We start from the raw sequence: 17,332 nt of genomic DNA on the forward strand, positions 1-17,332 counted from the left end.
TACAGCGCCGCCAGCATCCCCGAGTCGGCGCCCCAGAAATCCCGGAAGTAATAGTGCGCGGAGTGCTCCCCGCCGAACAGCGCATTGCCGGGTCCGCCGGCTCCGCCGTCACCGCCGTGGCCCCACCAGCCCGCCGACCCGCCTGCCCCGCCGGCCTGCCCGGTTCCGCCCGACCCACCGTTGCCGCCGTTGCCGATCAGCCACCCGCCGGCGCCGCCGGCCTGCCCGGTGCCCGGCGCCCCGTCGGCCCCGTTGCCGATCAGCGGGCGCCCCGTCAGCAGCTTGACCGGCCCGGGCGGCAAGCCCAAGCCCTGAAGTTCACCGACAAATCCCGTCAGCGGGTCCGCGTTGGCCGCCTCGGCCGTCGCGTACATTCCCGAACCCGACGTCAGGGACTGCACGAACTGGTCGTGGAAGAGCGCCGCTTGTGCGCTGAGCGACTGAAACTCCTGGGCGTACCCGCCGAAGAACCGAGCGATCGCGGCCGAAACCTCGTCCTGCGCAGCCGCCACCACCGATGTGGTCGAGCCCGCCGCCGCCGCGTTAGCCGACGTGATCGCCGATCCGATCGCGGTCAAGTCCGACGACGCTGTGCTGAGAACGTCCGGGGAAACGAACACGAAAGATGACATCTTCGGCTCCTCATCGCTGGTGGGGCCGAACGCTAACGACGACGACTTGCGAGATTCTTGCGGCGATGGGCGTCAGTCGGGCAGATGCGGCATGTCGAAGCCCGGGTCGCGGCCGACCAGCACCGCGGGCGTGAGCGCGGATTTGCCGTAGCGGCGACGCACCCGGTCGATCGCCGCGTCGATCTCGGCTCGGCCGGCCTCCGCGTCGAACGGCAGCGTCAGCTGCTGAGCGCCGCTGCGGTCGATGCCCGACACGGCGAAGCCGACCAGCGTCAGCCCGCGCTCCGCGATCAGGGGCGCCGCGGAGGCGACCAGCTGCCGCGCGGCCGCCAGGATCGGCTGCGTCGACGAGGTGGCCCGGGGCAGCGTGCGTGACCGGGTCGCGCGGCCGAAGTCGTCGAACCGCAGCCGCAGCACCACCGTGCGGCCCGTGCGGCCCGCGGCGCGCATCCGCCCGGTGATCCGGTCGATCAGGTTCACCACCACCGCGTCGACCTCCGCGGCGGACATGCGGTTGCCCGCCCGGCCCAGCGCCCGTTGCGCGCCCACGGACCGGCGGCGCACGCCGGTGGTCACCCGGCGGCGGTCGATGTTGCGGGACAGCGCATACAGTTGGCGGCCCATGGCACCGCCCAGCATGGAGGACAGCGTCGACTCGCTGAGCTCGGCGACGTCGGCGACGGTCGCGATGCCATGGGCGTGCAGCCGCTCGGCGGTCTTGGCGCCCACGCCCCACAACCGGCGCACCGGCAGCGGGCGCAGGAACGCCAGCTCCCGATCGGGGGGCACCAGCAGCAGCCCGTCGGGCTTGGCTTCCTGGCTGGCGACCTTGGCGAGGAACTTCGTTCGGGCGATGCCGACGGTGATGGGCAGGCCGACGCGGTCGCGGACGTCGGCGCGCAATTTCTCCGCGATCTGGACCGGGGTGCCGGCCACCCGGAGCAGCCCGCCGACATCGAGGAACGCCTCGTCCACCGACAGCGCCTCCACGATCGGTGAGCAGTCGCGAAACACCTCGAACACGGCCTCGCTGGCGCGGGAGTATGCCGTCATCCGGGGCGGCACGACGACGGCGTGCGGGCACAGGCGCCGGGCCTGCGCCCCGCCCATCGCGGTGCGCACGCCGTAGGCCTTGGCCTCGTAGCTGGCCGCCAGCACGACCCCGCCGCCGACGATCACCGGACGGCCGCGCAGGGTCGGGTCGTCGCGCTGTTCGACGGACGCGTAGAACGAGTCGAGGTCCGCGTGCAGGATGGACGCGTCACACCGCACGAACATATGTTCGCACGCGGCGGTGACAGCATCCGATGGTGGCGACCCGTCCCCCAGCTCCGCGGGGGTACCCCCAGCGCCCGGCTACGCCGCGCTCGCGATCGCCACTTAGCCGGATTCGCCGTAGATGCTGGTGACCCAGATGTGGGTGAGGGTGTCGACGACCCGGTCCTCGTCGACGGCCGGGGTCTCGGCCGCCAGGGCGGCCATCATCGTGCGCTCGTTCATCTGGTTCAGCGACGTCGCCAGGTCGGCGGCCGGGATGGTCTCCGGGGCGGCGCCGCGCGCGCGTTCGGCGGTGATGAGGGCCGTGGTCTGGTCGATCCACTTCTGCATGAAGCCCAGCCACACCGAGCGCAGCTCCGCGCTGGTGGCGAGCGCCTCCGTCGCGGCGCGCGCCAGCGTCCGGTGCGAGCTGAACGCGTTGTAAAACGCCTTGATCCCGTTGCGCCACACGCGGCGCGGGTCCTCCGGAAGCCGCTGCACCGCGCCGTCGAACTCGGAGTCGGCGCGCGCGATCACCGGCTCGAGCAGCGACAGCAGCACCGCTTCCTTGGACTTGAAATAGAAGTAGAACGTCGGGCGCGACAGGCCGGCGCCCTTGGCCAAGTCGTCGACCGAGATGCCGGCGAACCCGCGCTCTTCCAGCAGTCGTTCGGCGGTGGCGAGGATCGCCTGCTCCCTGTCGTCCCCGGAGGGGCGCAGGGCGCGGCGGCCGCGCAGGGCGCGAGTCGGGCCGACGGTAGTCACGGGACGTTACTTTACACGGAGTCGAAAGTTTCGACAGGACGTTGACTGGCTCGACACGGTGTTGATAGCGTGGGCCCATGACTGAGCACCTTGACGTCGTCATCGTGGGCGCCGGCATCTCCGGCGTGAGCGCGGCCTGGCACCTGCAGGACCGCTGCCCGACCAAGAGCTACGCCATCCTGGAACGCCGCGACGACCTCGGCGGCACCTGGGACCTGTTCAAGTACCCGGGCATCCGGTCGGACTCCGACATGTTCACGCTCGGATTCCGGTTCAAGCCATGGCGCTCGGCACAATCGATCGCCGACGGCCCCTCGATCAAGGCCTACATCCAGGAGACCGCGGCCGAGAACGGGATCGACCGGCACATCCGCTACGGCCGCCGGGTGGTCGCCGCCGACTGGTCCGACGCCGACAACCGGTGGACCCTGACCGTCGAGCACGACGGCCAGCGCAGCGAGATCAGCTGCTCCTTCCTGTTCGCCTGCACCGGCTACTACAACTACGACCAGGGCTACGCGCCGACCTTCCCTGGCGCCGAGGACTTCCAGGGCACGATCGTTCATCCGCAGCACTGGCCGGAAGACCTTGACTACGCCGGTAAGAAGATCGTCGTCATCGGGTCCGGCGCCACCGCGATCACCCTGATCCCGGCGCTGGTCAACTCGGGCTCCGGACATGTCACGATGCTGCAGCGTTCGCCCACCTACATCGGCTCACTGCCCGGGGTCGACCCCTTCGCCGTACGGGCCAACCGGTGGCTGCCGGATCGTCTCGCGCACATCGCGAATCGCTGGAAAGCCATCGCGTTCAGCACTTTCCAGTATCAGCTCGCACGCAAACGCCCCGCCTACATGCGCAAGACCCTGATGACGATGGCTCAGCGGCGCCTGCCCAAGGGCTACGACGTGGAGAAGCACTTCGGGCCGAGTTACAACGTCTGGGACCAGCGGCTGTGCCTGGCTCCCGACGGCGACTTCTTCCGGACCATCCGGCACGGCAAGGCCGACGTGGTCACCGACACCATCGACCGGTTCACCAAGACCGGAATCAGGCTCACCTCGGGCGAGGAGCTGCAGGCCGACATCATCATCACGGCAACGGGTTTGAACATGCAATTGCTGGGCGGGGTGCAGCCGACCAAGAACGGTGAACCCATCGACCTGCCCTCGCTGATGACGTACAAGGGCTTGATGTTCACCGGAGTCCCGAATTTCGCGATCACCTTCGGATACACGAACGCGTCGTGGACGCTGAAGGCCGACCTGGTCTCCGAATTCGTCTGCCGGTTGCTGAACTACATGGACGCCAACGGTTTTGACAACGTCGAGCCGGAATATCCGAGCAACGACGTCGACGAGTTGCCGTTCATGGACTTCAACCCCGGCTACTTCCAGCGCTCGAAGGACATACTTCCCAAATCGGGGTCGCGCGCGCCGTGGCGGCTCAAGCAGAACTATTTCTTCGACATGCGCACGATTCGGCGCGGCAAGGTCGCCGACGAAGGCCTGCGGTTCTCCAAGAAGCGCGCCGCCGTGCCGGCCTAGGCGGCTAGACGACCACGATGCCGTCGTCGTCGCTGTAGGCGGTCTCCCCGGGCACGAAAGTCACTCCGCCCAGGGTGATTTCGACATCCCGCTCCCCGGCGCCCGCCTTGGCGCTCTTGCGGGGATTGGTGCCCAGCGCCTTGATGCCGATGTCGATGCCGCGCAGCGCGGCGGCATCACGCACCGCGCCATGGATGATCAGTCCCGCCCAGCCGTTGGACCGGGCCAATTCGGCGATGACGTCGCCGACCAGCGCGGTGTGCAGCGAGCCGGCGCCGTCGATCACCAGCACGCCACCGCCGCCGGGTTCCGACAGCACGGACTTCAGCAGCGCGTTGTCTTCAAAGCAGCGCACGGTGCTGATCGGCCCGGCGAATTCGGAGCGGCCGCCGAACTGGCGGAACTGAAGGTCGCAGCTGCGTACGTCGGCCCCGATGTCGTCGACGAGGTCGGCGGTCGGCCGGAACGGGGCTGACACGTCAGCGGCGCCGCAGCTGGCGGATCAGCAGGATCGCCAGCAGGCTGAGCGCCACGGCGACGAGCAACGGCACCGGAGACTGGCCGGATCGCGCCGGCGCGACCTCCGGGGAGACCGGGTTGGGCGCGGCTTCGACGGTTGATTTGGCTTGTGCGGCGGCGTCTTTGGCCGCGGCGGCGAGCTGGCCGTTCGTTTCGATGTGCTGCTGCATGGCCGGCTCGGCCGGCCTGGGGGGAGCGGGTTCGGGGGCTTTGGCCGGGGCCTTCTTGGCGGGCGCTTTTTTGGCGGGTGCCTTTTTCGCCGGAGCCTTCTTGGCGGGCGTTTTCTTCGCAGGGGCCTTCTTAGCGGGTGCCTTCGCGGCCTTCTTGGCGGGCGGCGCGGGAGGTTTCTGCTCCGGCGGGCCCGGTGAGCCGTCGGGTTCGCTGTTGGGTTGGTCCTGCGGGTCTGCCATTCGGCCGCTCCTTTGCAGCTGTCTTCGCCAGTGTTGTCTCGGGCGCCGGGTTCCTCGTCCCATCATGCCAGGACGCGCGGCGGGCTCTCGGTGACCGGGGCGCTCAGGGCCGGCGCCGCAGCGCCCACCAGCCGCCCGCGCCGACCAGGGCCACCGCCAACGCCGCAAACGGCCAAATCGGGACGCCGCCACCCCCGGCGGGCCCGGCGGCGGGCGGCCCGGGGGTTCCGGTGCCCGCGACCGTCAGCCGAAACGACCAGGACCCCGACACGACGTGGCCGTCGGCCGACGTGACGCGGTAGTTCACGGTGTAGGTGCCGGCCGGCCCGAGGGGGCGCAGGCCGATGGCGACGATCGCGCCCTGCACCGTCGGCTCCCCCGTGGACCACACGTTGGCGTCGGGCCCGACGACGGTCATGGCGGCGAACGCCGTCTGCAGCCTTTCGTTGAACGTCGCCGAGACCCGATCGGGGCCGACGGTCAGAACCGCGTTGTCGGCGGGTTCGGTGGCCACCCGCGCGGCGTGCGCGTGCGCCGGTTGCGCGTTCATGGTCGCGGTCGCCATGAGTGCGGCCAGCAGCAGGCCCACCCAGGCGGCGACCGCCCGGCGCCTCATGCGCGTCGGCGCAGCAGCACCAGTGCGATACCGAGGGCGGCCACCACCAGGGCCGCCCCGCCCAGCAGACGGGCGGTCGTGTCCGGTGAGGTCGACGACGAGGGCGCCGCGGCGGGTGGATGGTGCTGATGCGGCGCCCCGCCGCCCGCGACGAGGCTGAGCGTGGGCGCGGGATGTTCGGGCTCACCGCCGCCGGGCAGCGGCGGCTGATCCCACTTCACGACCGTCCCGTCGGCATATGTCTGCGTGGCCGGGAAGCTGACGGTGTCGGCGTCGGGCAGCTGTACCGATATCCGGAACAGCCCGAATTGGTCCGAGCCGATCCCAGCGTTGGGCGCGGCGGTCCACGTCACCGAGCGGACGGTGCCCGCCGCCGCGTCGCGATCGAGCTTGGCCGTCCAGCCGGGCATGGCCTCGGTGCTGGCGGCCGCCACTCCGGGCAGGGTGACGCTCAGCGCGGTCGTCGCCGCGCCGGTGTTGGATTCGTTGGGCACCTGGAAGGTGACGATCGCCATGGCGCCCCGCGCGGGGTTGTCGCTGCTGGCGTGGACGTGCGCCGAGGCCATCGGCATGCCCACCGCCGAGGCGAGATAGAGCGCCGCGGCCGCGACCAGGACGCGTGCGGTCACGTCAGCCCGAGGCGCGCCATCAGGTCCGCCTCGATGCCGTCGAGCTGCGACGAGATCGCCGCGTGCGCCGCCCGACGGCGCGCGGCCGGCATGTTCTCCGCGGCGGTCACGGCCGCGGCCAGGTCGGTGAGCCGTTCGGTGATCGCGGCGACGAACTGTTTGGTCTCGGCATCCTTGGGCTTGCGTTCCAGCACGATCCGCAAGGACTTCTCCGACCCGGCGATCCGGGCCGACAGCTGGGCGCCGTGCCCGGAGAACTGGCCGATCTGAGCCAACGGAATGCCGAGCTGATCCGCGCGCCGCTGGTCGATCGCCGCGCGCGCGGCCATCGCGCCGCGATAGATCAGCGGCGTCAGGACCGGCGCCAGCAACCGAGATACGGTGAGCACCCGGCGAATCCGTGTCGGCGACAGCAACTTGCCCTCCTTCGCCGCTTTGAGCTCGGCCTCGGCGACCCTGAGGGCGGCCCGGTCGCTGTCTTTCTGCGACTTGATCTGCGCGTTCAGGGCCTTCTCGGCGGCACGCCGGTCGGCCTTGAGTCGGCGCGCGTCGTTCTTGGCGGCCAGCTTGGCCTCGAGTTTGGCGCGGGCCTTGATCGCGCGGGCTTCGGCGCGACGCGTCGCGCGACTCTTTCGCTTGCGGAACAGGCCCATTCCCGGCCGCCTCCCGGTATCTCGTGACTGTCGCTCTCGCGCGTGCGCGATCCGAGAGCCAACCCTAATCGGAATACGCCGACGGCAGCCGGTCAGGTCGGGCAGCGCAGCTATGCGTCGAGGCGTTCGACGCGGCGCAGCTCGTTGACCCGCTCCACCACGTCCTGTTGGGCCTGAGGAGACAATCCGACGGCGGCCAGGGCGATGCGGCGGACGCCGTCATCGCGCATCGAGGCCAGCCACGACAACTCCTTGTCGAGCTTTTCGTAATACTCGTCGTCGGTGAAGTACGCCGGCTTGATGCGGAAGAAGTTGGCCAGGGCGGCCATGGTCGCCGACGACGGGTTGGTGCGGTTGCCCGAACGTAGCTGGGACAGGTAGGGAGCCGACATCGTGATGCCCTCCGCCTTGAGCGCCGCGATCACCTCCGCAGAGGTGTGCGGCCCGCGTCCCGGTGGATACACCGTGTCGAACAAGCGGTTGAGGCGGGCGGCGAATGTCGTGCTCATCGATATGACCTCCACTTGGCTGTAGAAGTGAACTATTGCCTAGGTGTATTTGCTGCCAATGGTAGCGACGGATTGGGTCCGCAACCAGGTGCAAACCCGGAGCGCTTCGACACCGGCGTTGCTGACAGCTGCCGAATGCCCACTCGACGAGCGTCTAACTAATTCGCTGAGGTGTCCACTAAATCAACCAACTTCACAGGTTATCCGCAGAATCGAAGGTTCCGGCGGCGGTGGCGGGCGGTCGCGCGCGCGAGTGGCGAGGCGATTCGGGCGAGGATGCTGGGCAGTCGCACCGCAACCGGTAGGCAACGTGCGGCCGCGAGCGACATCATTTGCTGTCAGGTCGGTGACACGCCCAAAAAACGGGCTTTGGGTGCAACTGATGGCCCCCGGAGATACCCGGGGGCGGCTGCGATTCGGGGCGGCGCGAAGGCGGGGAGTGCCGACGGCACTCTAGCCGATGTTGGTGAACCTCCCTGCCGTCGTAGCTTCCTGCCGGCGCCGGCGCCGGGTTTGCGCGGCCACCACGGCCGCGGCGGCCAGCACCACCGTCACGGTCACCGCGATCGCGAGCGAGCGCAACCCCAGCGCGCTGTCGAACAGCATCCACAGCCCGAAGATCAGGAACAGCAGGCTGGCCAGCGTGTGCAGCAGCCGCTGTGGAAGGCGCCGGTGCAGCAGTGTGCCCGCCCCGATCGCCAACCCGTCGGCCAGCACCATGCCCAGGGTGGAGCCGATCCACACGCCGGTCCAGTCGTGATCGCTGGCCAGCGTGACGGTCGCCAGCGACGTCTTGTCGCTCAGCTCGGCCAGGACGAAGGTGGACACGATCGTCACCAGCGCGAACCGGGGTTCCTGATCGGTCGGCACCGTCTCGTCGCCGTTGCCGCCCTCGCGCCAGGCCCACACCGCAAAGATCAGGAACGCGATCGCCGACGCGAACGCCATCGGTCGCGACGGCAGGGTGGTGCCCAGGAAGTGCCCGATCGACACCGTGACCCCGTGCACGAGGCACGCGGCGAGGGCCACCCCGGTCAACACGACCCACCAGCGGTAGCGCAGCGCGTAGGTCATGGTGACCAGCTGGGATCGGTCGCCGAGTTCGGCGAGGAAAACCACCCCGAGGGTGAGCAACGTGGCGGCGAGCATGGGGGCGACCTTTCGACACGTGGTCGACGACCGGGTCGTCGAACATCGGTCGAAGGTCTCGCCCACCGGCCCCCGCGGGGCCGGTCCGCCGGCCGGGCTATGCGCCAGTATGTCGACTCGACGATTCGGGGCTACTCCCCTTCGCTAACGGTGCCAGGCTAATGGCCACGCCGGCCGGGCGCCAGACCGACGCCCGAGTTCGGGGACCCGTATTTACCGATTCGATGCCCGAATCAAGGGATTCGAATTCCCTTATGCGGCAAGAAGCATCGCCAGAATCGCCGTATCAGGGTGACTGATCGGGTCGACGCCCACGCGGCTCACCATCGAGGTGATCGTCCCGTCGGCCTCCGCCTCGACCCACGCCGCCCGGTGCTCCAAACCCAGATACGGCAAACCCGGCAGCAGGACGCACCCGGAGGCCGCCCCGGTGCACTCCGGCAACGACGGCATGGTTTCCGAGGGCGGATGCAGCATCAGCAATGCCGGAGGCTGATGGTCCGCGAAATACCCTGGCTGGATGGCCGATTCACCGAAGACCGTGCCCTCGGCCAGTACCAGGCCGACGGTGCCGGGCTCGGGTTCGTCGGGCAATTCCTCCCGGGCCCCGAACACCGTTGTGGTGGACAGCAATCCGGGCAATGACGCGACCCGGACCGCGACCATGAGCAGCTGGGCCCATTCTTTCGTCGAATCCGGCCAACGGCCGGAGATCACAAACCCTTTCAGGGAGCCACGGGCATGGAAGGGGGACACCCCGATAGGACGGTCAGCCCCAGTCTCCATCTCGACCTCCGTGTGACGCCTGGCTCCGCCTAACCACACTGGTAGCTCGAATGACTAAGCATGCCTGCGGGTTAGACGCCGTGCAACCCGACACGGCCACTGACGGACATGTTCTCAAGATGCCCCGTTTTACTGCCCCGCAAACGGCTGGGGCGCCACGCGAATCGCGTGACGCCCCAGCCCGAGAAAGACGACCCTAGCCGAAAATCAATCCCTGAGTCTTCGACGTCGCGGCCGCGTACCGGTCCTGCACGTCAGCCCAGTTGACGACATTCCAGAACGCCTTCGCGAAGTCGACCTTGACGTTCTTGTACTGCAGGTAGAACGCGTGCTCCCACATGTCGAGCAGCAACAGCGGGACGATCCCGAGCGGGAAATTGGATTGGTGGTCGTAGACCTGGAAGATCAGCAGCTTCTGGGCGAGGCTATCCCAGCCCAGCGCCGCCCACCCCGAGCCCTGCACGGTGGTGGCTGCGGCGTGGAACTGCGCGCGGAACTTGTCGAACGACCCGAAGGCGTCGTCGATGGCCGCGGCAAGCTCGCCGGTCGGCTTGTCGCCGCCGTTGGGAGAGAGGTTCTTCCACCAGATGCTGTGGTTGACGTGGCCGGCCAGATTGAACGCCAGGTTCTTCTCGTTCAGCAGGACCGCCGAGTGGTCCTCCTTGGCGCGGGCCTCGTCCAGCTTCTCCAGGGCGTCGTTGGCGCCCTTGACGTAGGTGGCGTGGTGCTTGTCGTGGTGTAGCTCGTTGATCTGGCCGGAGATGTGCGGTTCCAGCGCTCCAAAGTCCCAGTCCAAGTCGGGCAGGGTGTAAACAGCCACAGCATTCCTTTCTTCGGTGCATCGTTGGTGATGATCGGACGCTCATCGCGCGGGGCTGCCACGCGGCGGCCAGCCATAATCAACCCTGCTCCATGCGCGCGCCCGCCGCAAGGATGACCGCCGGGAACGAATACCCCTCGGGGCGTGAGGTCAGTACAAGACGATGATTGCCAGAACGGCGAGCAACGCCAGTGCGACGAGGGCCGCGCGCAGGGCGGCGACGCTATAGCTGTGGTTACAGGCGGGCGAGCCGGTATACGAGTTCGACGCGGCCGGTGAACCCGGACCGAACGAATGCGTGGCCATCAAACGCCTTTCACCTGCACGTCCACCCCAACCGAGTGAGGTGAGTCACAACGATTTTTTCGTGACGGTGATCATAACTCCTTGCACCGGGGTTGGAAAATGCGCTGCTTGACGGCGCGCCGGGCGGCCGCTTCTCGGGCGTCGCCCAGCCCGACGGCCGAGGGCGCGATCCGGCGGGCGCCGACCGGCCCCGGCGGGCTCATCTGCGGGTGCTTAGCGAGGCAATCCATTTCGCTCGGGCGCCGGGTCGGGTTGTTTATGGCACAGCCGTACCACCCGGCGGTTATCCACAGTCGTGGCCCGGGCGGCTGGGAAAGGCGGTGTTGATGGCTCCCTTACCCGTTTGTCCACTGTGGATAAACCTGTGGAAACTGTGGATAGCCCTGGGCAATTGTTGCGTTGCCGGGCCGGCCGCTTCCGCGGGCCGCCTCCCGTGGCGCGCATCGGCGCAAGGTTAGGCTGGTCCGGTGATCCAGGTGTGCTCCCAGTGCGGCACTCGGTGGAACGTGCGCGAGCGGCGACGCGACTGGTGTCCCCGCTGCCGCGGGGCACTGATGGCGCCACTGCCGGACATGCCCGCGGCCGACCCACGGTGGAGCGCCCAGCCTGCTCCGGCGCCTGCCGGGCCACCCGCGGCTTCCGGATGGCAGCGCACCCCGCCGCGGTTGCCGCCGGGCTTCCGGTGGATAGCGGTGCGCCCCGGCGCCGCGCCGCCGCCGCGGCATGGCCGGCGGCGCCTGGGACCCACCCCGCGCTATGCCGTGATACCGCGCTGGGGTTTGGCCGATCACGTCGAGGGGGCCCCGGCCGAAGCCCAAAAGCCTTCGCGGACAGGGCCTCCCGCGCCGGCGGTGCGCACAACGCTGTTCCTGAGCGTCCTGGTTCTTGGGATGGCCGCCCTGGTGTATGTCGCGCGGTATGTGCTGTTGGTGATCAACCGGAACACCCTGCTCAATTCGATCGTCGCCATCGCCGCGGACTGGATTTCAGTGCTGGCCAGCGTGGGAGCGATCGCGGCGATGATCGCCTCCGGCGTGATGTTGATCCGCTGGCTGATCGCGCGCCGGGCCGCCGTGTTCGCGCATCACGGACTGCCGGAGTCGCGGTCCGTTCGCGCGTTGTGGGCCGGATGCATCATCCCGCTGGCGAACCTGCTGTGGGCCCCCGTGTACGTCATCGAGCTGGCGACCGTCGAGGAGCACTTCGCCCGGCAGCGGCGCCCGATCCTCGAGTGGTGGATCGCGTGGGTGTTCAGCTACCTCGTCTCGATCTTCGCCATCATCACCAGCTTCGCGACGGACGCCCAGGGCATTGCCAACAACACCGTGCTGATGGTTTTCGCCTATCTGCTGGCGGCGGTCACCGTGGCCGCCGCCGCCCGGGTCTTCGAGGGGTTCGAGCGCAAACCGGTGCAGCGGCCCGCGCATCGGTGGGTCGTGGTCGAGCGGGAGCGCGCCGACGGTCGCGCCGGACGCGCGGCCGAAGCTCCGGTTGAGTTGGAGGGGCAGGAACCGGCAGCATAGGGGTATGACGTGGGCCGAGGAGGTGCTCGCCGGGCACCCTTTTGTCGTCGCCCATCGAGGAGCCTCCGCCGCTCGGCCCGAACACACGCTGGCCGCCTACGATCTCGCCCTCAAACAGGGCGCCGACGGCGTGGAATGCGACGTCCGGCTGACCCGCGACGGCCACCTGGTCTGCGTGCACGACCGCCGGCTGGACCGGACGTCGACCGGCGCCGGTTTGGTCAGCACCATGACGCTCGCCGAGCTGCGCGAGCTCGAATACGGTGCGTGGCACGACAGCTGGCGTGCCGACGGCACGCATGGTGACACCAGCCTGTTGACGCTGGACGCGCTGGTGTCTCTGGTTCTGGACTGGCACCGGCCGGTGAAGCTCTTCATCGAGACCAAGCATCCGGTCCGGTATGGCTCGCTCGTGGAAAGCAAGCTGCTGGCGTCGTTGCACCGCTTCGGCATCGCCGCGCCCGCCTCGGCCGACCGGTCCCGCGCCGTGGTGATGTCGTTCTCGGCGGCCGCCGTCTGGCGGATCCGCCGCGCCGCGCCGTTGCTGCCCACGGTGCTTCTCGGCAAGACGGCTCGCTATCTGGCCAGCAGCGCGGCGACCGCGGTCGGCGCCACCGCCGTCGGCCCCTCGCTCGCGACGCTGAAGGACTATCCGCAGCTGGTGGACCGCGCCGTCGCGCAGGGCAGGGCGGTCTACTGCTGGAACGTCGACGAGTACGACGACATTGACTTCTGCCGGGATGTCGGCGTGGCCTGGCTTGCCACGCACCACCCGGGTCGCACCAAGGCGTGGTTGCAGAACGCGCGCGCCGCCGACGGCAGCGGGTCGCCGGCCCCGAGCTAGTTCTGTCCCGCCAGCGCGGCGGTGGGCACCGGCGCGTCGGCGGCGAGCGCCTCGAACAACTTGCCGGCCACCTCGTGATCCCACACCACCACCGCCCCGACGTCGCCGCTGGTGAACTCGCCGATCGGCACCGTGATCGCGGTGGTGGTTCCGTGCAGCGCCCAGCCGAGCCGGCCCAGATCCCAGACGTGGTCGCCGCGGTCCACGGTCATCGCGTCGGCGGCCGCACGCGGCACCGAGTACCAGCGCAGCGGATCCAGCCAGACCGCCGGGCTGGCGGCGCGGTGCAGCAGCGCCGACAGGAACTGGCGCTGGTTGGCCATCCGATCCAGGTCCGCGCGCGGTGTGTCGCGCGTCCGGACGTAGCCAAGGGCGTCGCGGCCGGCGAGTTTTTGGCAACCGGCCGGCAGGTCGATGCCGGCCATGGGGTCGTCGATCGGCGCGGTCGGGCACACGGTGATCCCGCCCAGCGCGTCCACCAGGGCCGCGAAGCCACCGAACCCGATCTCGACGTAGTGGTCGAGGCGCAGCCCGGTGGCCTGCTCCACCGTCTGGGTCAGCAACGGCGCGCCGCCCATACTGAACGCGGCGTTGACCTTGTCCCTGCCGTGGCCGGGGATGGGCACGTAGGAGTCCCGGGGGATCGACACCACGGTCGCCGGCGTGCTCGACCCGAACGCGGGCACGTGCACCAGCAAGATGGTGTCGGTGCGGCCGGTGCCGATGTCGCCGCCGGTCGCCAGGTCCCGCTGCTGCTCAGCGGTGAGGTCTTGGCGGCTGTCGGAGCCGACGATCAGCCAGTTCGTCCCGCGCCCGGGTGCGGGCCGGTCGGGATAGTCGGCCAGCGCCGGCTCGCGGTGCAGCCTGGTGTCGAACCACGCGGCCCCGGCGACGATGCCCGCGCCGGCGAGCAGCACGCCGATCAGCACCGTGAGCAGCGCCGCTCGTAGCCAGCGGCGCTTGCGGCGCGCCCTCGGGCCGACGGGTCGCGGCGGGGCGGCCGGCGGGGTGGGCCGGCGCAGCGGTGTCGTCGGGTCGCCGGGGATCGCCGGCGGCGGCTCCGGCCGGCGCGGTCGCGGGGGCACGCGCCGTCCCGGTGCTGGATCGCCGTTCACCCGGATAACGTACGTGCCGGATCGGCGCCCGGGTTACCTGCGGGCCCGCAGCCCGTTGATGAATGGGCAGCCCATCAGCAGCCGGATGGCCTGGCGCAGCCCGGTCATGTCGTCCACCGGTTTGTGAAACGGCAGCCGGACGTCGTGGTCGCCGTCCTTGGCCTCGACGCGGAACCGCATGCCGTAGCGGTCGAGCCCGAGCGGGCGAACCTGCCCCCGCCGCAGGGGCGGCGGCAGCTTCGACACGAGGCGCGCGACGACGTCGTTGTGGACGGTGTCGAGGTGCCACAGCAGGCCGGCCTCGAGGTCGCAGAACGGATCGGGCCGGGCGGCGAGCAGGTCCGCGACGCCGACGTGCTCGGCGCCGGTGGCATCGGTGACGACCACGGACGCGATCTCCAGCCGGAACAGCGTGTACCGCGGGTCGCCCTGGCACGGCGCCGACCTCGGCGTCTCGACCTGGAGCAATGCCGGGTTGGGGTACTCGGCGGCGATCAGGTCGAGCACGTCGGTCACGTCGTCGGGTGGGACGCACTGCAGCCGCCCGCGCACCCAAACCAGCGAACGGACCGGCTCCCGCAGCGGCAGCGGGGCGTAGTCCGTCAGCTCCAGCAGCGCCTGCGACCCGGACGCCCGGCCGTCCGCCTCGCCGGCGCAGTCGACCGGCAGCGCGATGGCGAACGACCCGTCGGCCAGCAGGTGATGCACCGGTGCGGCGACCGGGTCCCTACCCTCGATTGCCAGCAGCGCGCCGCCGGCCCGCGCGCAGGCGGTGCGAATGCGTTCGGGAGTCGTCGGTGCGTGGCCGACCGTCAATGCCATCGTGCTCCTTGGTCTCTTAGGTAAGCCTAAGTTAACTTACGACCCATCGCGCCGCAAGGGCCGTTCGACATGGACCGCCGTTAGGGTTGGGGCGTGGTCCGCATCGCTTACCTCGGTCCCGAAGGGACGTTCACCGAGGCGGCGCTGCGGCAAATCACCGCCGCCGGCCTGGTTCCGCAAGACGAGCCGGGCCCCATCAGGCAGATGCCGCTGGAGAGCACGCCGTCGGCGCTGAACGCGGTGCGCGACGGCGACGCCGATTTCGCGTGCGTGCCGATCGAGAACTCGATCGACGGCTCGGTGGTACCCACATTGGACAGCCTGGCGATCGGTTCGCCCCTGCAGGTGTTCGCCGAGACCACGCTGGACGTCGCGTTCAGCATCGTCGCCAAACCGGGCCTGGGCGCCGGCGACGTGCGCACCGTGGCGGCCTTCCCGGTGGCGGTGGCGCAGGTGCGCCAGTGGCTGGCCGCCGAGCTGCCGGGCGTCGAGCTGCGGCCGGCGTACTCCAACGCCGATGCGGCGCGGCAGGTGGCCGAGGGGCAGGCCGACGCGGCGGTGACGTCGCCGCTGGCCGCCGCCCATTGGGGGCTGGGCGTCATCGCCGAGGGCGTCGTCGACGAGCCCAACGCCCGCACCCGCTTCGTCCTGATCGGCCTGCCCGGCCCGCCGCCGGCCCGCACCGGCGCCGATCGAACGTCGGTGGTGCTGCGCATCGACAACGTGCCGGGCGCTCTGCTGTCCGCGCTGGCCGAATTCGGCATCCGCGGCATCGACCTGACTCGGATCGAGTCCCGGCCGACCCGAACCGAACTCGGCACCTACTTGTTCTTCGCCGACTGCGTGGGCCACATCGACGACGGCGCCGTCGCCGAGGCACTCAAGGCGTTGCACCGTCGTTGTGCCGATGTGAGGTATTTGGGTTCTTGGCCTGCGGGCTCGGCCGTCGGGGTATCGCCCCCGCCGGCGGACGAGGCCTCGCGCTGGTTGGCGCGGCTGCGGGAAGGCAAACCCGCGCAGACGTTCGGGGCCGGGGGGTAGACAGCGATGGGCGGTCGTTTGGTGCTGTTGCGGCACGGACAGTCCTACGGCAACGTCGAGCGCCGGCTGGACACCCGGCCGCCCGGCGCGGAGCTGACGCCGTTGGGCCGTGACCAGGCCCGGGCGTTTGCCCGCGGTTCGGAGCGGCCGGCGCTGCTGGCGCACTCGGTGGCCACCCGGGCGTCGCAGACGGCCGAGGTGATCGGCGGGGAAGTCGCACTGGGCGCCCTCGAAGTGGCCGACATCCACGAGGTGCAGGTCGGGCGCCTGGAGAACCGCAGCGACGACGACGCGGTCGCCGAATTCAATGCGATCTACGAGCGCTGGCATCGCGGTGAGCTCGACCTGCCGCTGCCCGGCGGCGAGACCGGCAACGACGTCTTGGGCCGCTACGTGCCGGTGCTGACCGAGCTACGGATGCGCTACCTGGACGACGACGAGTGGAGCGGCGACATCGTCGTCGTCAGCCATGGCGCGGCGATCCGGCTGGCCTCGGCGGTGCTGGCCGGGGTGGACGGCAACTTCGCGCTCGACAACCACCTCGACAACGCCGAATCGGTGGTGTTGGCCCCGATCACCGACGGCAGGTGGAGCTGCGTGCGGTGGGGACAGCTGACGCCGCCGTTCTATCCGCAGTCCGACGCGACCCCGGTCGCGGACGCGGTGCGCTCAGGCACCGATCCGATGGGCTGACGACTCGTCGGCGCATGCGCAGCCGATGGCGTCGCAGTCGATGACGAACGTGTGCACCACCAACTCGGGGCTGTCGCAGTCCGGCTCGGTGCATTCCCACCGGCGCAACGAATGGCGAATGATGGTGCCGTGGCAGTGATCTAAGCCCGCCCGGCACTCGCGGCACTGTGCGCTCATAAGCCGTTCATAGCACCCGGCCCGGACGAAACGGCGTTGCCGCGCCCGTCAGGCCCAGCCGAGTTCCTCCAGCCGGTCGTCGTCGATGCCGAAGTGATGGGCGATTTCGTGGATGACCGTGATCGCCACCTCCTCGACAACGTCGTCGTCGGACTCGCAGGCGTCGAGGAGCGCCTCGCGATAGATGGTGATGGCGTCCGGGAGGGACCCGGCATAGTCGGAGTCGCGTTCGGTGAGCGCCACCCCTTCGTAGAGCCCGAGCAGCTCGGCGTCCTCGGGATGGCGGTCCTCGACGAGGACGACGACGTTGTCCATCGCGGCTGCCAGCGCGGGCGGGATCAGGTCGAGCGCATCGGAGACCAGCTCGTCGAACCGCTGCGGATCCATCCGCACGGGCACTCGGCTAGCCTCCCGGCGCCGGTTCGGCGGGCGGTGGGGGTGGCGCGGGCGGTGCCGGAGGCGCGGGCGGTAACAGCCTGTTCGCCGCGGGCGGCCACGGCGGAAATGGCGGGGCCGGGG

The 17,332-nt window shown here is 69.9% G+C and carries 21 protein-coding genes and 2 pseudogenes; 5 read left to right on the forward strand and 18 right to left on the reverse strand.

Annotated elements, in window-relative coordinates:
* From A5673_RS29795 to A5673_RS01410, 3 genes are all read right to left on the reverse strand, one after another.
* A partial coding sequence (locus tag A5673_RS29795) for a PE family protein (RefSeq protein ID WP_156747752.1) occupies window positions 1-632 on the reverse strand: 632 nt, incomplete at its 3' end.
* Window positions 633-704: 72 nt separating this feature from the next.
* Complete coding sequence (gene dinB, locus A5673_RS01405; protein ID WP_068226722.1) at window positions 705-1,910, reverse strand: DNA polymerase IV; 1,206 nt, start codon at window positions 1,908-1,910, stop codon at window positions 705-707.
* A 102-nt stretch (window positions 1,911-2,012) separates the two neighbouring features.
* Window positions 2,013-2,654 (reverse strand): TetR/AcrR family transcriptional regulator, encoded by a 642-nt coding sequence (locus A5673_RS01410; RefSeq protein WP_068226723.1) that lies wholly within the window; start codon window positions 2,652-2,654, stop codon window positions 2,013-2,015.
* A gap of 77 nt (window positions 2,655-2,731) precedes the next feature.
* On the opposite strand from A5673_RS01410, the gene A5673_RS01415 reads away from it, so the two are divergent.
* Window positions 2,732-4,201, forward strand: coding sequence for an NAD(P)/FAD-dependent oxidoreductase (locus A5673_RS01415; protein WP_068226724.1), 1,470 nt, complete (start codon window positions 2,732-2,734; stop codon window positions 4,199-4,201).
* A 4-nt stretch (window positions 4,202-4,205) separates the two neighbouring features.
* On the opposite strand, the gene rraA is transcribed toward A5673_RS01415, so the two are convergent.
* The 11 genes and pseudogenes from rraA to A5673_RS30310 form a co-directional block, all read right to left on the reverse strand.
* The gene (gene rraA / locus A5673_RS01420; protein WP_068226725.1) at window positions 4,206-4,679 is read right to left on the reverse strand and encodes a ribonuclease E activity regulator RraA; all 474 of its coding nucleotides are present in this window, start codon (window positions 4,677-4,679) and stop codon (window positions 4,206-4,208) included.
* Between the two features lies 1 nt (window position 4,680).
* Window positions 4,681-5,130 (reverse strand): nucleoid-structuring protein H-NS, encoded by a 450-nt coding sequence (locus A5673_RS30385; protein WP_068226726.1) that lies wholly within the window; start codon window positions 5,128-5,130, stop codon window positions 4,681-4,683.
* A 103-nt stretch (window positions 5,131-5,233) separates the two neighbouring features.
* Window positions 5,234-5,746, reverse strand: a complete 513-nt coding sequence (locus tag A5673_RS01430) for a copper resistance CopC family protein (protein ID WP_068226727.1) — start codon at window positions 5,744-5,746, stop codon at window positions 5,234-5,236.
* Window positions 5,743-6,318: a YcnI family protein gene (locus A5673_RS01435; RefSeq protein WP_082958490.1), complete on the reverse strand. Its 576-nt coding sequence runs from the start codon at window positions 6,316-6,318 to the stop codon at window positions 5,743-5,745. The genes A5673_RS01430 and A5673_RS01435 overlap by 4 nt, the downstream gene beginning before the upstream one ends.
* A gap of 53 nt (window positions 6,319-6,371) precedes the next feature.
* Entirely contained in the window at window positions 6,372-7,028 is a 657-nt protein-coding gene (locus A5673_RS01440; RefSeq protein WP_068226729.1) for a DUF6474 family protein, read from the reverse strand.
* 110 nt (window positions 7,029-7,138) lie between these two features.
* Complete coding sequence (locus A5673_RS01445; RefSeq protein WP_068226737.1) at window positions 7,139-7,537, reverse strand: helix-turn-helix transcriptional regulator; 399 nt, start codon at window positions 7,535-7,537, stop codon at window positions 7,139-7,141.
* Between the two features lie 480 nt (window positions 7,538-8,017).
* Window positions 8,018-8,686, reverse strand: a pseudogene (locus A5673_RS01450) (TMEM165/GDT1 family protein); the annotation flags it as partial.
* 252 nt (window positions 8,687-8,938) lie between these two features.
* Window positions 8,939-9,472, reverse strand: a complete 534-nt coding sequence (locus A5673_RS01455) for a peptidase (RefSeq protein ID WP_068226738.1) — start codon at window positions 9,470-9,472, stop codon at window positions 8,939-8,941.
* Window positions 9,473-9,668: 196 nt separating this feature from the next.
* A complete protein-coding gene (locus A5673_RS01460) occupies window positions 9,669-10,292 on the reverse strand; it encodes a superoxide dismutase (protein WP_068226731.1) in 624 nt (207 codons plus the stop codon).
* Window positions 10,293-10,442: 150 nt separating this feature from the next.
* Window positions 10,443-10,598: a hypothetical protein gene (locus A5673_RS29420; RefSeq protein ID WP_197518255.1), complete on the reverse strand. Its 156-nt coding sequence runs from the start codon at window positions 10,596-10,598 to the stop codon at window positions 10,443-10,445.
* 71 nt (window positions 10,599-10,669) lie between these two features.
* A complete protein-coding gene (locus A5673_RS30310; RefSeq protein WP_255396618.1) occupies window positions 10,670-10,801 on the reverse strand; it encodes a hypothetical protein in 132 nt (43 codons plus the stop codon).
* Window positions 10,802-11,065: 264 nt separating this feature from the next.
* Between A5673_RS30310 and A5673_RS01465 the strand changes: the two genes are divergently transcribed.
* Together A5673_RS01465 and A5673_RS01470 are read left to right on the forward strand one after the other, a co-directional pair.
* The gene (locus A5673_RS01465) at window positions 11,066-12,121 is read left to right on the forward strand and encodes a DUF4328 domain-containing protein (RefSeq protein ID WP_082958487.1); all 1,056 of its coding nucleotides are present in this window, start codon (window positions 11,066-11,068) and stop codon (window positions 12,119-12,121) included.
* 4 nt (window positions 12,122-12,125) lie between these two features.
* A complete protein-coding gene (locus A5673_RS01470) occupies window positions 12,126-12,965 on the forward strand; it encodes a glycerophosphodiester phosphodiesterase (RefSeq protein WP_068226732.1) in 840 nt (279 codons plus the stop codon).
* Here A5673_RS01470 and A5673_RS01475 read toward each other — a convergent pair.
* Complete coding sequence (locus A5673_RS01475; protein ID WP_369806448.1) at window positions 12,962-14,080, reverse strand: LCP family protein; 1,119 nt, start codon at window positions 14,078-14,080, stop codon at window positions 12,962-12,964. The two genes, A5673_RS01470 and A5673_RS01475, sit on opposite strands and share 4 nt — an antisense overlap.
* 33 nt (window positions 14,081-14,113) lie before the next feature.
* Window positions 14,114-14,902: a DUF2470 domain-containing protein gene (locus A5673_RS01480; protein ID WP_068226733.1), complete on the reverse strand. Its 789-nt coding sequence runs from the start codon at window positions 14,900-14,902 to the stop codon at window positions 14,114-14,116.
* 93 nt (window positions 14,903-14,995) lie between these two features.
* Here A5673_RS01480 and pheA point away from each other — a divergent pair, with 93 nt between their 5' ends.
* Both pheA and A5673_RS01490 read left to right on the forward strand, forming a co-directional pair.
* A complete protein-coding gene (gene pheA / locus A5673_RS01485; protein WP_068226734.1) occupies window positions 14,996-15,943 on the forward strand; it encodes a prephenate dehydratase in 948 nt (315 codons plus the stop codon).
* Window positions 15,944-15,949: 6 nt separating this feature from the next.
* Window positions 15,950-16,636 carry a histidine phosphatase family protein gene (locus A5673_RS01490; RefSeq protein ID WP_068226735.1) on the forward strand — a complete coding sequence of 229 codons (687 nt, stop codon included), beginning with the start codon at window positions 15,950-15,952 and terminating at the stop codon, window positions 16,634-16,636.
* On the opposite strand, the gene A5673_RS28070 is transcribed toward A5673_RS01490, so the two are convergent.
* Window positions 16,613-16,813 carry a hypothetical protein gene (locus A5673_RS28070; protein ID WP_082958489.1) on the reverse strand — a complete coding sequence of 67 codons (201 nt, stop codon included), beginning with the start codon at window positions 16,811-16,813 and terminating at the stop codon, window positions 16,613-16,615. The two genes, A5673_RS01490 and A5673_RS28070, sit on opposite strands and share 24 nt — an antisense overlap.
* Window positions 16,810-17,212: pseudogene (locus tag A5673_RS01495) on the reverse strand (metallopeptidase family protein). The gene A5673_RS28070 and the pseudogene A5673_RS01495 overlap by 4 nt, the downstream one beginning before the upstream one ends.
* Between the last annotated feature and the right edge of the window lie 120 nt (window positions 17,213-17,332).

This window comes from Mycobacterium sp. E3198 (assembly GCF_001667015.1).
In the GTDB taxonomy this organism is placed as follows: domain Bacteria; phylum Actinomycetota; class Actinomycetes; order Mycobacteriales; family Mycobacteriaceae; genus Mycobacterium.

Bases quoted from the DNA above. Each gene is read 5' to 3' on its own strand.
- dinB (WP_068226722.1), bottom strand. From the start codon at position 1,910: ATGTTCGTGCGGTGTGACGCGTCCATCCTGCACGCGGACCTCGACTCG.
- A5673_RS01415 (WP_068226724.1), top strand. From the start codon at position 2,732: ATGACTGAGCACCTTGACGTCGTCATCGTGGGCGCCGGCATCTCCGGC.
- A5673_RS30385 (WP_068226726.1), bottom strand. From the start codon at position 5,130: ATGGCAGACCCGCAGGACCAACCCAACAGCGAACCCGACGGCTCACCG.
- A5673_RS01430 (WP_068226727.1), bottom strand. From the start codon at position 5,746: ATGAGGCGCCGGGCGGTCGCCGCCTGGGTGGGCCTGCTGCTGGCCGCA.
- A5673_RS01435 (WP_082958490.1), bottom strand. From the start codon at position 6,318: ATGCCGATGGCCTCGGCGCACGTCCACGCCAGCAGCGACAACCCCGCG.
- A5673_RS01440 (WP_068226729.1), bottom strand. From the start codon at position 7,028: ATGGGCCTGTTCCGCAAGCGAAAGAGTCGCGCGACGCGTCGCGCCGAA.
- A5673_RS01445 (WP_068226737.1), bottom strand. From the start codon at position 7,537: ATGAGCACGACATTCGCCGCCCGCCTCAACCGCTTGTTCGACACGGTG.
- A5673_RS01455 (WP_068226738.1), bottom strand. From the start codon at position 9,472: ATGGAGACTGGGGCTGACCGTCCTATCGGGGTGTCCCCCTTCCATGCC.
- A5673_RS29420 (WP_197518255.1), bottom strand. From the start codon at position 10,598: ATGGCCACGCATTCGTTCGGTCCGGGTTCACCGGCCGCGTCGAACTCG.
- A5673_RS30310 (WP_255396618.1), bottom strand. From the start codon at position 10,801: ATGAGCCCGCCGGGGCCGGTCGGCGCCCGCCGGATCGCGCCCTCGGCC.
- A5673_RS01470 (WP_068226732.1), top strand. From the start codon at position 12,126: ATGACGTGGGCCGAGGAGGTGCTCGCCGGGCACCCTTTTGTCGTCGCC.
- A5673_RS01480 (WP_068226733.1), bottom strand. From the start codon at position 14,902: ATGGCATTGACGGTCGGCCACGCACCGACGACTCCCGAACGCATTCGC.
- A5673_RS01490 (WP_068226735.1), top strand. From the start codon at position 15,950: ATGGGCGGTCGTTTGGTGCTGTTGCGGCACGGACAGTCCTACGGCAAC.
- A5673_RS28070 (WP_082958489.1), bottom strand. From the start codon at position 16,813: ATGAGCGCACAGTGCCGCGAGTGCCGGGCGGGCTTAGATCACTGCCAC.